Source organism: Arthrobacter globiformis (assembly GCF_003261175.1).
Classification (GTDB): Bacteria; Actinomycetota; Actinomycetes; order Actinomycetales; family Micrococcaceae; genus Arthrobacter; species Arthrobacter globiformis_A.
The window spans coordinates 13,210-27,678 of sequence record NZ_QLNP01000066.1 but is presented as its reverse complement, the minus strand read 5'-3'; the positions used below and the strand labels follow the sequence as shown (position 1 = coordinate 27,678).

Genomic DNA, 14,469 nt, shown 5'->3' with positions numbered 1-14,469 from the left:
GGAATCTAGAGGGCCCGGGCGGCGTCCACTGCGCCGCCGTACCGGCGGTCCCGCTGGGCATAGATCTCCACTGCGTCCCAGAGGGTCCGGCGGTCGACGTCGGGCCACAGGGTGTCGAGGAAGACGAACTCCGCGTACGCCGACTGCCACAGCATGAAGTTGGACAGCCGCTGTTCACCGGAACTGCGGAGGAATAGGTCGACGTCGGGAAGGTCCGGCTCGTCAAGGTACTTTTGGATCGTCTTCTCGGTGATGGCCCCGGGCTTGAGCCTGCCGTCGGCCACGTCGCGGGCAATGGCGGACACCGCGTCCGCGATTTCGGCCCGGCCGCCGTAGTTCACGCACATGGTCAGCGTGCAGGTGCTGTTTCCGGCGGTGTACGCCTCTGCCTCCTCCAGTTCGCGGATCACCGAACCCCAGAGGCGGGGACGCCGGCCGGACCAGCGGATCCGCACGCCCCAGTCGTCCAGTTGGTTGCGCTGCCGGCGCAGCACCTCCTTGTTGAATCCCATCAGGAAGCGGACTTCCTCGGGAGACCGCCGCCAGTTCTCGGTGGAGAAGGCGTACACGCTGACGTATTCGATGCCGAGTTCAATGGCACCTGCCACGACGTCCAGCAGTGCGGGCTCCCCCGCCTTGTGGCCCTCGATGCGCGGCAGTCCGCGCTGGTTGGCCCACCTGCCGTTGCCGTCCATCACGATGGCCACGTGCCGGGGCACGAACTCGGCCGGAATCGACGGCGGAACCGCCCCCGAGGAGTGCGGGTACGGGGCCACCACCGGAGCGGTGCGGCGCCGGGCAGGACTGGTCTTCTTTCCCAAGGACACTGTTAGGTACGCTCCACATGTTTGAGGGATTTCAGGACACGCTCGAGGTGCCACTGCAAATAGCTTGCCACCAGGCCCGCGGATTCCCGGCGGTGGACCGGAAGTGAAGCGTCCGCCGTCGGCCAGTTCCCGGTGAGCAGCGCACCCAGCAGGGACACCGTTTCCGGTGCCGGCGCCGGTGACCCAGGCGGGCGGCAGTCGCCGCAGACCATGCCGCCCAGCGGAGCGGAGAACGCGGTGTGCGGTCCGGGCGCGCCGCAGCGCGCGCAGTCCGTGAAGCTGGGCGCCCAGCCTCCGGTTGACAGGGCCCGCAGCAGGTAGGAATCCAGGATCAGCTCAGGCGCGTGGTCCCCGCGGCTCAGCGAGGCCAGGGCACCGACCAGCAGGTTGTACTGGGCCGTCCCGGCTTCACCGTCGACGTCGGTCAGCTTTTCTGCGGTTTCGGTCATGGCCGCGGCCACCGTATAACGGCCGTAGTCGGCAGCGATGTTGCCCCCGTACGCCCCTTTCGCGACGGCCTGCGTCACGATGTCGAGGCTCTTGCCGGACACGAGCTGCAGGTCTGCCACCATGAAGGGCTCCAGGCGGGCGCCGAAGCGGCTGGTGGTCCGCCGGATCCCCCTGGCCACCGCCCTGACCTGGCCGTGGTGCTTGGTCAGCAGGGTGATGATGCGGTCCGCCTCGCCCAGTTTGTGGGTGCGCAACACCACGGCGTCGTCGCGGTAGCTGCGCGCTGCAAATGATTGGACCACGCTTAATCTTCCCATTGACTCCATGAAAACAGTTGAGCCGCCGAAAACAGCTGCGCCGCCGGTGTGGACCGGCGGCGCAGCTGTCAGGAAGCTTAGGCCTGGGCGTCCCGAATGGCCCGGTTCACCGCAGAGATAACTGCCTTGAGGGCGGATGTGCTGGTGTTGGCATCGATGCCGACGCCCCACAGGACGCGCTCTCCCACGGCGCATTCGACGTAGGCCGCGGCGAGGGCGCTGCCGCCTTCAGACAGGGCGTGCTCGCTGTAGTCCAGCACCCGCACGTCCACGCCGTCCTGGCCGAGGATGTCCAGCAGTGCGGCGATGGGGCCGTTGCCGGTTCCTGTGCGGTTGACGTGGGTGCCGTCCACACCCAGCGAGGCGTGCAGGGTCATGGAGCCGTCCTCATCGGTTTCAGTTTTCACCGAGCCGAGGGAGTACCGGCCCCACTGGCTTTCCGCCTTGGCCGAGGGCAGGTACTCGTCCTGGAACAGCTGCCACAGCTGGGCACCGCTGACCTCGCCGCCCACGGTGTCCGTGCGCTTCTGGATGACGCCGGAGAATTCGATCTGCGCCCGCCGCGGCAGGTCCAGGCTGTGCTCGCTCTTCAGCAGGTAGGCCACGCCGCCCTTGCCGGACTGGGAGTTGACGCGGATCACGGCCTCGTAGCTGCGGCCGAGGTCCTTCGGGTCCACCGGCAGGTAGGGCACCTGCCAGGTGACGTCGCTGACGTCCTTGCCTGCGGCTGCCGCATCCTTCTCCAGGGCTTCGAGGCCCTTCTTGATGGCGTCCTGGTGGGATCCGGAGAACGCGGTGAAGACGAGGTCGCCGCCGTAGGGTGCACGCTCCGCCACGGGCAGCTGGTTGCAGTATTCCACGGTGCGCCGGACGTCGTCGATGTCGGAAAAGTCGATCATCGGGTCAACGCCCTGGACGAACATGTTCAGGCCGAGGGTCACCAGGTCCACGTTGCCGGTCCGCTCGCCGTTGCCAAACAGGCAGCCCTCGATGCGGTCGGCGCCGGCCTGGTAGCCCAGCTCGGCGGCGGCCACACCGGTGCCGCGGTCGTTGTGCGGGTGCAGGGAGAGAATGATGCCCTCGCGCGGGTGCAGGTTGCGGCTCATCCACTCGATGGAGTCCGCGTAGACGTTCGGAGTGGCCATCTCCACCGTGGCGGGCAGGTTGATGATCACCTGTCGGTCGGCGGAGGCCTCAAAGACGTCGGCGACGGCGTTGCAGACGCGGACCGCGTACTCCAGCTCGGTGCCCGTAAAGGACTCCGGTGAGTACTCGTAGGTGATGTGGGTGTCGCCCAGCGTTTCTTCGTACTTCTTGCAGAGGCGTGCGCCCTGCAGGGCGATGTCCAGGATGCCGTCCTCGTCCTGGTTGAACACCACGCGGCGCTGCAGGACGGACGTGGAGTTGTACAGGTGCACGATGGCCTGCTTGGCGCCCACCAGCGACTCGTAGGTCCGCTCGATGAGGTGTTCGCGGGCCTGGGTCAGCACCTGGATGGTGACGTCATCCGGGATGTGGTTGCCCTCGATCAGCTGGCGGACGAAGTCGAAGTCGGTCTGGGACGCGGAGGGGAAGCCGACCTCGATCTCCTTGTAGCCCATCCGGACCAGCAGGTCGAACATCTTCATTTTGCGGGCCGGGCTCATGGGATCGATGAGTGCCTGGTTACCGTCCCGCAGATCAACTGCGCACCAGCGCGGGGCCGTGGTGATGATCTTGTCCGGCCAGGTCCGGTCCGGCAGATCGACCTTGATCTGGTCCTGGAAGGGGATGTAGCGGTGGACCGGCATTCCCGAGGGCTTCTGTGCGTTTCGCATTAATCTGGCCTTTTCTGTGGTTCCTGAGTGAAAGGGTGGCCGGGCAACACAGACTCCGCGACGAGGGTGGGCCTTGCGCTAGATCGCGTCTGAGGCCTCGCCGCGGCAGCTAAGAAGAAGGAGTTCTGCACGCACCATTTCACAGTAACACGGGTGCGTAAGATGAAGGAGCAACACCTCAGCAACGTCCACAATGCAGACGCTGCACCGGTGAAAGTGCCGGCCGCAGCCCGTCATCGAAGGAGCTCCTGTGCCAATTTCGGGGATCGCCCTGTCAAACATCGACCGCAGCGTGAGGCCACAGGACGACCTCTACCAGCATGTGAACGGCGCCTGGCTGAAGGACACCACCATCCCTGACGACCGTGCGCTGGAAGGCACATTCACAGCCCTGCGCGACGGCTCCGAACTGGCTGTCCGGGAAATCATCGAGGAAGCCGCGGCCAAGGGGGCCGAGGCCAGCGGGATCGAGCGGAAAATCGGCGACCTCTACAGCAGCTTCATGGATGAGGCAGCCGTCGAGGCCAAGGGCATGGACCCCATCCGCGGACGCCTGGCCGAGGTCTTCGCCACCGCCAGCATTGACGAACTGCTGGCGCTGGCCGGCCGGCTCTTCCGTGCCGATGTGTCCGGACTCTTCTACATCTACCCGGCACCCGACGCCGGCAACCCCGACCGCGTTCTGCTGTACACGGGGCAGGGCGGCCTCGGGCTGCCCGACGAGTCCTATTACCGCGAGGAGAAATTCGCCCCCGTGATGCAGTCCTACCGGGAGTACGTGGGCACCATGTTCGGCCTGGCCGGCGTGGCCGATCCCGAAGGTGCCGCGGCACGGGTGGTGGCCCTGGAGACCGCCCTCGCCTCGCACCACTGGGACAACGTCACGCTCCGTGACCCGCAGAAGACCTACAACCTGAAATCGGCGGACGAGGCGCGCAAGCTGTTCCCCCTGCTGGACACGTGGTTTGAGGCCGCGGACATCGCCCCGGAGAAGCGGCAGGAGATCGTCGTCAGCACCCCTGACTTCTTTGCCGGCGCCGCCGCGCTGCTGGCCTCGGAGTCACTGCCGGTGTGGCAGGAATGGCTTGCCCTGCGCGTCATCAACTCGGCGGCCCCCTACCTGTCGTCCGCCTTCGTGGACACAAACTTCGCCTTCTACGGCACCACCATCAGCGGCACCCCCCGAAACAAGGACCGCTGGAAACGGGGCGTCGCCGTCGTCGAGGCGGCGCTGGGCGAGGCCGTTGGCCAGATCTATGTGGCCCGGCACTTCCCGGAGGGCCACAAGGCCCGCATGCAGACCCTCGTGGCGAACCTGATCGAGGCCTACCGGCAGAGCATCAGCGGGCTGGAATGGATGGGCGAGGACACCAAGGCCGAGGCGCTCCGGAAACTGGGGGCGTTCCGCGCGAAGATCGGGTTCCCCGACGAATGGATCGACTATTCGGCAGTGGTGGTGGACCCCGCCGACCTGCTGGGGAACGTCGAACGGGCCCACAACGCCGACGTCGACCGGCACCTTGACGAGGTGGGCAAGCCGGTGGACCTCAACAAGTGGCTCATGACGCCGCAGACCGTCAATGCCTACTACCACCCCATGCTGAATGAGGTCGTCTTCCCGGCCGCCATCCTCCAGCCGCCGTTCTTCACCGCCGACGCCGACGACGCGGTGAACTATGGCGGCATCGGGGCCGTGATCGGGCACGAGATCGGCCACGGCTTCGACGACCAGGGCTCGCAGTTCGACGGCAAGGGCGAGCTGCGCAACTGGTGGACCGAGGACGACCGCAAGGCCTTCGAAGCCCTGACCGGCCGCCTCGTGGACCAGTTCGATGCGCTATCCCCGTACGCCGCACCCGGACACAACGTCAACGGCAAGCTCACATTGGGCGAAAACATCGGCGACCTGGGCGGGCTAACCATTGCGCACAAGGCCTACCGCCTCAGCCTTGACGGCCAGGAACCAGAGGTGCTCGACGGGCTGACGGGTGAACAGCGCTTCTTCGCTTCCTGGGCGGCCGGCTGGCGCCAGGTGATCCGCACGGAAGAGGCCGTCCGGCGGCTGGCCACTGACCCGCACTCCCCCAACGAGTTCCGCACCAATGCCATTGCCAAGAACCTGGACTCCTTCCACGCCGCGTTCGGCGTCACGGAGGAGGACGGGATGTGGATGCCCCCGGCGGAGCGCGTCAGCATCTGGTGAGTGCAGAAATGCCGGGCCGCCCCCGTTCGGGGCGGCCCGGCTTTTTCTTTACGACAAAACCGCAGGCAGCTACGGCGTTCAGCTACCCCGCGCGGTCAGCTAGCGCGCGGTCAGCTAGCGCACGATCAGCTCGGGGTTTGCCTGCTGGCAGACGGTGTCGCTGGCTGTCTGGTTGACGATGTCCTTGGGAACGGTGGTCTTGCCGAACTTCGTTCCGGACGGGAAGTCGGAACCGAGGTACAGCTGCACGCCCGCGACGCCGGACGAGGGCGCCACCTGGGCGGCCGGAATACCGAACAGGGCCGCCACGTCGGCGGCGACGTCCGCGAACTCAGGTCCGTAGTACACCATTGTCTTTGCCGTCGTGTCGGCCTCCAGCTGCCCTACCTGGGTGAAGCCGCCGGCCACCACGACGTCAACGATTTCCTGGGTCCGGGTGGGCGAACCGGTTCCGTTTGCCACGGTGATGGGCTGCAGCGTCTTGTCATACGGCGCCGCCGCTGTAGGCTTGGGCGCGGCCGACGGCGTGGAGCTCGCCGAAGGCTTGGGCGTGGCCGACGGCGACGGGGTTTCCTTCCCGTCCGGGTCGGTCAGGTCGACGTCCTTCCTCAGAGCGGCGAACAGCTGCGAGGCGGCCGGCTGCGCCGCTTCGAGCCGGTTGGGATCGCTGGCCGCAGGGACGGTCGGTGTCGCCACAAAGGCAACCTTGCCGACGTCGATCGTCTTCAGCCGGTTGCCGATGGTGACCATCGCCGGTACCGAGGCGAGGCCGTCGTCGACGGTGAGGTTCTTGGTGATGACGTCGGCGATGTTCAGGAGCTTCGCCGGGTTGGAGAGGGTGCCGTCATCCTTGATCTTGCGGGTCAGGGAGGACAGGAAGCCCTGCTGGGCTCTGATGCGGCCGAGGTCGCCGCCGTCGGCGAACGCATGGCGGGTGCGGAGGAAGGCGAGGGCCTGTTCGCCCTGCACCTGGGAGGTGCCCTTGGGCAGCTTCAGCCGGGAGTCGGGGTCGTAGACGGCGTCGCTGATGCACACCTCGACGCCGCCCACGGCATTCGACAGTTCTTTGACGGCGTTGAAGTCAGCCATCATGAAGTGGTCAATCTCCATGCCCGTCAGCTTGTTGACCGTGTCCACGGCGCAGCCGATGCCGGCCTCTTTCATGGCTTCGTTGATCATGATGCCGCTGCGGGCCGGGTACTGCTTGCCGGTCTTCTGGTCCGTGCACTTGGGGATGTCCACCAGCAGGTCGCGCGGGAAGCTGATCACGTTGACCCGCTTGTTGTCCTCCGAGATGTCCATGAGCATCATGACGTCGGAATTGCCGTAGCCGGTGGAATCCTCGGTACTGCCGTAATTCGAGTTCTTGCCGTCGCGGGTGTCGGACCCCAGGATCAGGATCTGCAGCCTGCCGGTGGCATCGTCCGTGGCGTCGGTCCGGCTACTTCCGGCGCCGAGCGCGGCGGTGGAGATGTTGGACTGCAGCCTGAAGTACCAGTAGCCGGCAAAGGCGAGGCCGCCAGCCAGGACCACGGCGACCACGGCGGTGGTCACCTTGAGCCACGTGGGCATGTGGCGGACGTTCAGGTGCCGGGCAGCGCCCAGCCGGGCGTCCTCGGCATGCCGGGCAGCTGGCTCGGACCGGGCGGGTGTGCCCGGTCCTTGGGCGCGGTTGTCGCGGCGTCGCACCACAGGGTGTACCTTCCTCGAAAAAATGGGATCCGGCCTATTTTAGTAGCCGTTTCTGGGAAAACGCCGGACATCCGGCGTTCGCGGCCCGGCGCGCAGGCGTTAACGTTGGCGCGCCGGCGTCGGCGGGTCAGAACCCGAGCTTCACCAGCTGCTTGGGGTCGCGCTGCCAGTCCTTGGCCACCTTGACATGGAGGTCGAGGTAGATGCGGGTGCCCAGGAGCGCCTCGATGCCCTTCCGTGCGTTGGTGCCGACCTCCCGCAGACGGCTTCCGCCCTTGCCGATAATGATGGCCTTCTGGGATGGGCGCTCCACGTAGAGGTTGACCCGGACGTCGAGGAGCGGGTTGTCCTCGGTCCGGCCCTCGCGGGGAACGATCTCCTCCACCACCACGGCCAGTGAGTGCGGCAGCTCGTCGCGCACGCCCTCCAGCGCAGCCTCGCGGATAAGTTCGGCCACCATGACGGCCTCCGGCTCATCGGTCAGCTCGCCGTCCGGATAGAGCGGCGGCGACGGCGGCATGTGGCTGATCAGGACGTCCGCCACCGTGCCCACCTGGAACCCGTCGGCGGCCGAGACCGGAACGATGTCCTTCCAGCCTTCCTCGCCCAGCACTTCCCTGCCGAGCTCGGCGACGGCCAGCAGCTGCTCCGTCAGGGCCTGCCGGTCCACCAGGTCAGCCTTGGTGACGAGGGCAATCACCGGCTTGCGCCCCACGGCGGCGAGCTGCGCGGCGATGAACTTGTCACCGGGGCCGATCTTCTCGTTCGCCGGGATGCAGAACCCGATCGCGTCCACCTCTGAGAGCGTGTCGGCAACGAGGTCGTTAAGACGCTTGCCCAGCAGGGTGCGGGGCCGGTGCAGGCCGGGGGTGTCCACGAGGATCAGCTGAGCGTTCTCGCGGTGGACGATTCCGCGGATGGTGTGCCGCGTAGTCTGCGGCTTGGCGGACGTGATGGCCACCTTTTTGCCCACCAGCGCGTTGGTGAGGGTGGACTTGCCGGCGTTGGGCCGGCCCACCAGCACCGAGAATCCGGCATGGTACCCGCCGAACGGTTCGCCGGCGTCGGCCTTATTCTGCTTGCTCACGTGGAACTCCCTGTTGCATTGATTCGGCCTCGTCGAGAAGTTCTTCAAGGTCAGTATTGTTTGGAACGGGCCCTTTCGGCGCGGCGCCCGCAATGATGTGGCTGACGCGGTTCCGGCGGCCCTCAAGCCGCTCGGCACGCAGCGAGACGCCGTCGATGTCCACGGCACTGCCCACGATCGGGACCCGGCCGAGGGCCTTGGCCAGCAGGCCGCCCACGGTGTCCACCTCGTCGTCGTCCAGTTCGATGCCGAACAGCTCACCGAGGTCGTCGATGCCCATCCGGGCGCTCACCCGGTACGTGCCGTCGCCGAGATCGACGACGGCGGCGCTCTCCGAATCGTATTCATCCACGATTTCGCCGACGAGCTCTTCGATGAGGTCCTCCAGCGTCACCAGCCCGGCCGTCCCGCCGTACTCGTCGATGACGATGGCCACGTGCGTGGATTCTTTCTGGAGTTCCCGGAGGAGATCGCTCACCGGCTTGGAATCCGGCACGTAGCGGACCTCGCGGGCCAGCACGTCCACCACGGGCGGTTCGGCCTCCGGATCCATGCCGTGGATGGCGGCGGCCACGTCCTTGAGGTAGATGATGCCCAGGATCTGGTCTGTGTTTTCGCCGATGACGGGAATCCTGGAATACCCCGACCGCAGGAACAATGCCATCGCGCTGTGCAGGCTTGAACCGGCGTCGATGGTCAGGATGTCAGTCCGCGGCACCATGACGGCGCGGACCAGGGTGTCGCCGAACTCGAAGACGGACTGGATAAGTTCTGCCTCGTTGTCCTCGATCATGTCCGACTCGGTGGCGCGGTCAACCAGTTCGCGGAACTCCTCCTCGCTGAAGTAGGAGTCGTCACCGTTGGGCGAACCCGGGGCCACGGCACTGCCCAGCCGGACAAGCCAGGCGGGGATCGGGCCGAGTATCCAGGCCAGGAACCGGACCAGCGACGCCGAATACTGCGCCACGGCGGCCGGATGGGAGCGGCCCAGCTGGCGCGGCGAGACGCCCACCAGCACAAAGCCGAGGACCGCCATGATGCCTGTCGCGGCCAGGCCGGCCAGCCAGACGTTGTCCAGCAGGCTGTAGAGGAGTACAGCCACGGCAACCGCCGAGGCCGTCTCGAACCAGATCCGCCAGAAACGCAGGGCACGCATGTGCGTCATCGGCTGATCCAGGATCCTCCGCAACGCCCGCCCGCGGCTCCCCTGCACGGCCTGCTCGGCGTCGTGGCGCGGAAGAAAGCTGAACGCCGCCTCGGCAGCAGTCAGCAGCGCTGCTGCACCGAGAAACGCCAGCGCCATGCAGACAAGGAGCAGGGAGGTCACTGGGTGGTCTCGGCCGGTGCTTCTTTGCCGGTGAATGCCGTCAGCAGTTCGCGCTGCAGGCCGAACATTTCTGCCTTCTCCTCCGGTTCGGCATGGTCATAGCCGAGCAGGTGGAGGATTCCGTGCGTGGCCAGCAGCAGCATCTCGTCCTGCGTGGAGTGCCCGGCGTTGCGCGCTTGGATTTCGGCCACCTGGGGACAAATTGCGATGTCACCAAGCATCCCCTGCGGGGTGGGCTTGTCCGGGGTTCCCGGGGTCAGCTCATCCATGGGGACCGAGAGCACGTCGGTGGCTCCCGGCTCATCCATGAGCTCGATGTGCAGCTTCTCCATGGCCGGCTCGTCCACCAGCAGGATGGACAGTTCCGCCTGCGGATGGATGTACAGCTGCTCGAAGATGAAGCGCGCCAATGCCACCAGCCGGGGCTCGTCCACCTGGATGCCGGATTCGTTGTTAACTTCGATGCTCATGCGTGCTCTCCCGTCGTTCCCGGGGAACGGAATGCTTGACCCGGTTGCGTTGTGCTTCATCCCAGATGCCGTAGGCGTTGACGATGTCCCCCACCAGGCGGTGGCGGACGACGTCGGCGGCGTCCAGTACGGAGAAGCTGACGTCGTCGATTCCGCTGAGGATCTCCTCGACGATGCGCAGGCCGGAGCGGGTTCCGAACGGAAGGTCCACCTGCGTGACGTCGCCGGTGACCACCATCTTGGAGCCGAAGCCGAGGCGGGTCAGGAACATCTTCATCTGTTCCGGCGTGGTGTTCTGTGCCTCGTCAAGGATGATGAAGGCATCGTTTAGCGTCCGGCCCCTCATATAGGCCAGCGGAGCGACTTCGATGGTTCCGGCCGCCATGAGCCGGGGAATGGACTCGGGGTCCATCATGTCGTGCAGCGCGTCATAGAGCGGCCGCAGGTACGGGTCGATCTTGTCGCTGAGCGTGCCGGGGAGGAACCCCAGCCGTTCGCCCGCCTCGACGGCGGGACGGGTGAGGATGATCCGGCTGACTTCCTTCTGCTGCAGGGCCTGCACCGCCTTGGCCACCGCCAGGTAGGTCTTGCCGGTGCCGGCGGGACCGATCCCGAAGATCACCGTGTTCGCGTCGATAGCGTCCACATAGTTCTTCTGGTTCAGTGTCTTGGGCCGGATGGTCTTGCCGCGGCTGGACAGGATGTCATGGGTCAGCACCTCGACCGGATTCTGCAGGGACTGGCTGCGGAGCAGCGCGACCAGTTGCTGGAGGACGGCCGGGGTGATCACCGTGCCGCGGGCCACGAGCCCACGGACTTCGTGGAGCAGGCGCATGATCCGCGGCACATCGGCCGCGGGTCCGTTGATGGAGAGTTCGTTGCCGCGGACGTGGAAACTGACGGCCGGGAACTGGTCCTCGATGAAGCGGAGGGCCTCGTCGTGGCTGCCCAGCGACTGAACCATCTGATCAGAGTTATCGAAGATGACCACCTCCGTCCGGACACCGGGGAGAGTATGGGGGAATTCGCCCGTTGTGCGGTCCCCCGTATTGAGGCGGCGCTTTCCGTTTGCTGATTCAGTCATGGTGACGGCCTGGGGCCTTAAGTTCCCTCCGGTTCGGAAAAATAACTCATTTGTGTCTCTACATCTTACGCCAGCGCACGCCTTGGCCTGCCGTCCGGGAAGGTCACGGCCGACCGCCATTTTGTAACGCGTTCCCGCAATTAGATATCAACTTTGTATCGGCCTCATATCGTTCCCGTTGCAGTTCGGCCGCCTGCCCCGAAAGGCACGGCGTGCCCCAAAGTCTCGTGTAATGCTGGAAAAGGAGCCCGCCGGCAACGGTCCGGCGTGCCCGCAAGCACTGCTCATTCGAAGGGATCGCCAGCATCAGTCAGCCAGGAACTCCGGGCCGGAAAGTACCGCGGATTCGCTCCGTGCTGCTGTCCGGGCTACTTCCGGCTGCCCTGCTGCTGTCCGGATGCATTGCCGATCCCGACCCCGCCGTGACGTCCGCCAACTCTCCGACCTCCTCTTCCCGCCGGGCCGCCGGCACCGACGGCGTTCCCACCACCAGCGCGCCGCTGGAAACAACGCAGTCCTCGAACAAGGCGCCCGTTTACTGGATCGGGCGAAGCAACAGCAACGTCTTCTTGTACCGCGAGTTCCGCGACGTTCCTGACGATGAGAACCCGATCACGCGCGCCCTGCGGGCCATGATGTCGGAGACGCCGCTGGATCCGGACTTCTTCACGCCGTGGCAGAACCCCAAGAACCTGGCGACATCAATCTCGGGCACCAATGTCATTACCGTGGACGTTTCCGCGGATGCCTTCAACAGCAACCTCGACGCCGACATGGCCCAGCGGGCCATCCAGCAACTGGTGTACACCGCAACGGCCGCAGGGGCCAGCTCAGGCCTGATCGACTCCGGCCAGCAGATCGAGGTGGTGATCCTGGTGGACGGGCACACCGATTACCTGGCGTTCAAGCACGTGAAGCTCGGTGCGCCCACGTCCCGCAGCGCCGGAATGGTGGCACCGGTGTGGATCATCGATCCGCAACAGGGCACCGAAGTCGGTGACGGACGGGTCAAGATCGCCGGACGAAGCACCGTTCCCAACGGCAAACTCCACTGGCGCATCCTCAAGGTCCAGGACAACGGCGACAAGGAAAGCTACCTGACCGGGGAAGTCGTTGCCGCAGCTGATCCCGCCGCGTCCGGGGTCTTCGGCATCACCGTCAACCTTGCGCCCGGCAACTATGAGGTGCGCGTCTCCCAGATCGGCCCGGGCAAGCCCGAGGACGAACTCAACGTGGACTCACGCGGTTTCACGGTCCGCTAACGTTACCAACGGCCCAGGACGTCGCTGGCCACCACGACGCCGGCCGGTCCCGCCGTCGATGACCGCAGGACGTGCGGTCCCAGCAGCGCCGTGACCGCCCCGGCGCTGCACAGCCTGGTGACCTCACGGGGGCTAATGCCCCCTTCGGGACCAACGATGAGGAGCACCTCGCCGGGGTCCGACGCCTCCCGGCGCTCCTCCGACCACTTGCCAAGGACCCGCCGCAGCGGCGTCACCGCGTCTTCGTGCAGAATCACGGCAAGGCCGGCTTCCGCCACTTCCCTGGCCAGCGCCTGGGTGTCGACGGCGGGCCTCACCTCGGGGATCCAGGCGCGGCGCGCCTGCTTGGCAGCGGCCGTGACGGCGGACTGCCATTTGCCGTGCGCCTTGGCTGCCCGGTCACCCTTCCAGCGGACGATGGAGCGTTCCGACTGCCACGGAATTACCGCGTCGATGCCCAGCTCAGTGGCTGTTTCGATCGCCAACTCGTCCCGGTCACCCTTGGCGAGGGCCTGCACCAGAACGAGGCGGATGTCCGGCCGCGGTTCCGCACTGACGGAAGTGCATTCCACCGTCAGCTCGGCGGGGGCAGCTTCCGTCACCGTTCCGGTGATGCGTTTGCCGGCGCCGTCGGCTATGTCAACCAGCTCCCCCACTGCCAGGCGCTTCACCGTGACCGCGTGCCGCGCCTCGGCACCGTCCAGGACGAACAGCGAACCGGGAACAGTGCCGTCCAGCGCGCCGGCCGGGGCAAAGAATACGGGGTTGCTCACCGCTACAGGTTACCGAGGCGGTCCCGCAGCTTGGCGAAGACGCCGCCGCCGGCTGCGAGCTTTCCCTCGGAGAACTGCTCTCCGCGGAGCTTGGCCAGCTGCCGGAGCAGGTCCTCCTGGGCGGGGTCAAGCTTGGACGGTGTCTCCACCTGCAGGTGAACCTTGAGGTCGCCGCGGCCGTAGCCGCGCAGGTGGGTGACGCCGAGGCCGCGGAGGGTGATGATCTCGCCGGACTGCGTGCCCGCCTTGACGTCGATCTCCTGCTTGCCGTCGAAGGTTTCCAGGCTCACTTCCGTGCCGAGGGCAGCGGCGGTCATGGGAATGTTCAGGGTCGCGTGGAGATCGTCGCCCTCGCGGACATATGTGGGGTCGTTGTTGACGCGGATTTCCACATAGAGGTCGCCGGACGGTCCGCCCGCGGGCCCGGCCTCGCCCTGTCCGGAGAGCTGGATCCGCGTGCCGGTGGCCACACCGGCCGGGACCTTGATGGTCAGGGAGCGGCGGCTGCGGATGCGGCCCTGGCCGCTGCACTCGTTGCAGGGGTCCTTGATGACGGTGCCGAAACCCTCGCACGAGCCGCAGGGGGCGGCGGTCATGACCTGGCCGAGGATGGAACGGACCGCCCGCTGCACCTGGCCACTGCCGCCGCAGATGTCACAGCGTTCGGGGTGGCTGCCCTCGCGGCAGCAGGACCCTTCGCAGGTGGGGCAGGTGACGGCCGTGTCCACTTCCAGCTTCTTGTTGACACCGAACACGGCATCGCGCAGGTCGATCCGCACGCTGATGAGCGCGTCCTGGCCGCGGCGGACGCGGGACGCGGGCCCGGAGGTGCCGCCGGCGCCGAAGAAGGTGTCGAAGATGTCCTGGAACGCGAAGCCCTGGCCGGCATAACCGCCGCCGCCAAAGCCGTTGTCCGTGCCGTTCTCGTTGCCGGTGGTGTCGTAGACCCTGCGCTTCTGCGGATCGGACAGCACCTCATAGGCGTGGGTGACGGCCTTGAACCGTTCGGCGGCGTCTTCCCCGGGGTTGACGTCCGGGTGAAGCGAGCGGGCCAGCTTGCGGTAGGCCTTTTTAATCTCCTCGCCGGTGGCTTCCGCGGAGACTCCAAGAACGTCGTAGTGGCTGCTCAAAGTTCGTATCTCTTCCTGGTTGTACTGTCT

General features: G+C 66.4%; 12 protein-coding genes. 2 read left to right on the top strand and 10 right to left on the bottom strand.

Annotated elements, in window-relative coordinates; translation table 11 throughout:
• Nucleotides 1-5: 5 nt before the first annotated feature.
• The 3 genes from DBZ45_RS08140 to leuA all read right to left on the bottom strand — a co-directional run bounded on the left by DBZ45_RS08140 (nt 6) and on the right by leuA (nt 3,411).
• Complete coding sequence (locus DBZ45_RS08140) at nt 6-827, bottom strand: isoprenyl transferase (RefSeq protein WP_111903429.1); 822 nt, start codon at nt 825-827, stop codon at nt 6-8.
• Between the two features lie 2 nt (nt 828-829).
• Nucleotides 830-1,594 (bottom strand): DNA repair protein RecO, encoded by a 765-nt coding sequence (recO, locus tag DBZ45_RS08135; protein WP_111903428.1) that lies wholly within the window; start codon nt 1,592-1,594, stop codon nt 830-832.
• Between the two features lie 77 nt (nt 1,595-1,671).
• The gene (leuA, locus tag DBZ45_RS08130) at nt 1,672-3,411 is read right to left on the bottom strand and encodes a 2-isopropylmalate synthase (protein ID WP_111903427.1); all 1,740 of its coding nucleotides are present in this window, start codon (nt 3,409-3,411) and stop codon (nt 1,672-1,674) included.
• Between the two features lie 250 nt (nt 3,412-3,661).
• On the opposite strand from leuA, the gene DBZ45_RS08125 reads away from it, so the two are divergent.
• Nucleotides 3,662-5,614: a M13 family metallopeptidase gene (locus DBZ45_RS08125; protein WP_111903426.1), complete on the top strand. Its 1,953-nt coding sequence runs from the start codon at nt 3,662-3,664 to the stop codon at nt 5,612-5,614.
• Nucleotides 5,615-5,728: 114 nt separating this feature from the next.
• Here DBZ45_RS08125 and DBZ45_RS08120 read toward each other — a convergent pair whose 3' ends face one another.
• The 5 genes from DBZ45_RS08120 to DBZ45_RS08100 all read right to left on the bottom strand — a co-directional run bounded on the left by DBZ45_RS08120 (nt 5,729) and on the right by DBZ45_RS08100 (nt 11,274).
• Nucleotides 5,729-7,306 carry an LCP family protein gene (locus DBZ45_RS08120; protein WP_190243061.1) on the bottom strand — a complete coding sequence of 526 codons (1,578 nt, stop codon included), beginning with the start codon at nt 7,304-7,306 and terminating at the stop codon, nt 5,729-5,731.
• A gap of 127 nt (nt 7,307-7,433) precedes the next feature.
• On the bottom strand, nt 7,434-8,393 hold the full coding sequence (era, locus tag DBZ45_RS08115; RefSeq protein ID WP_111903425.1) for a GTPase Era: 960 nt from the start codon (nt 8,391-8,393) through the stop codon (nt 7,434-7,436).
• A complete protein-coding gene (locus DBZ45_RS08110; RefSeq protein ID WP_111903424.1) occupies nt 8,377-9,720 on the bottom strand; it encodes a hemolysin family protein in 1,344 nt (447 codons plus the stop codon). The genes era and DBZ45_RS08110 overlap by 17 nt, the downstream gene beginning before the upstream one ends.
• Nucleotides 9,717-10,190, bottom strand: a complete 474-nt coding sequence (ybeY, locus tag DBZ45_RS08105; RefSeq protein ID WP_111903423.1) for an rRNA maturation RNase YbeY — start codon at nt 10,188-10,190, stop codon at nt 9,717-9,719. Before ybeY ends, DBZ45_RS08110 begins: the two co-directional genes overlap by 4 nt.
• Nucleotides 10,174-11,274, bottom strand: a complete 1,101-nt coding sequence (locus DBZ45_RS08100) for a PhoH family protein (protein ID WP_111903422.1) — start codon at nt 11,272-11,274, stop codon at nt 10,174-10,176. The genes ybeY and DBZ45_RS08100 overlap by 17 nt, the downstream gene beginning before the upstream one ends.
• Before the next feature lie 344 nt (nt 11,275-11,618).
• Here DBZ45_RS08100 and DBZ45_RS08095 point away from each other — a divergent pair, with 344 nt between their 5' ends.
• A complete protein-coding gene (locus tag DBZ45_RS08095) occupies nt 11,619-12,536 on the top strand; it encodes a GerMN domain-containing protein (protein ID WP_111903421.1) in 918 nt (305 codons plus the stop codon).
• Between the two features lie 2 nt (nt 12,537-12,538).
• Here DBZ45_RS08095 and DBZ45_RS08090 read toward each other — a convergent pair whose 3' ends face one another.
• Nucleotides 12,539-13,309, bottom strand: a complete 771-nt coding sequence (locus DBZ45_RS08090; protein ID WP_111903420.1) for a 16S rRNA (uracil(1498)-N(3))-methyltransferase — start codon at nt 13,307-13,309, stop codon at nt 12,539-12,541.
• 2 nt (nt 13,310-13,311) lie between these two features.
• Nucleotides 13,312-14,439, bottom strand: a complete 1,128-nt coding sequence (dnaJ, locus tag DBZ45_RS08085; protein WP_111903419.1) for a molecular chaperone DnaJ — start codon at nt 14,437-14,439, stop codon at nt 13,312-13,314.
• Nucleotides 14,440-14,469 lie beyond the last annotated feature (30 nt).

Bases quoted from the DNA above. Each gene is read 5' to 3' on its own strand.
- leuA (WP_111903427.1), bottom strand. From the start codon at position 3,411: ATGCGAAACGCACAGAAGCCCTCGGGAATGCCGGTCCACCGCTACATC.
- ybeY (WP_111903423.1), bottom strand. From the start codon at position 10,190: ATGAGCATCGAAGTTAACAACGAATCCGGCATCCAGGTGGACGAGCCC.
- DBZ45_RS08100 (WP_111903422.1), bottom strand. From the start codon at position 11,274: ATGACTGAATCAGCAAACGGAAAGCGCCGCCTCAATACGGGGGACCGC.
- recO (WP_111903428.1), bottom strand. From the start codon at position 1,594: ATGGGAAGATTAAGCGTGGTCCAATCATTTGCAGCGCGCAGCTACCGC.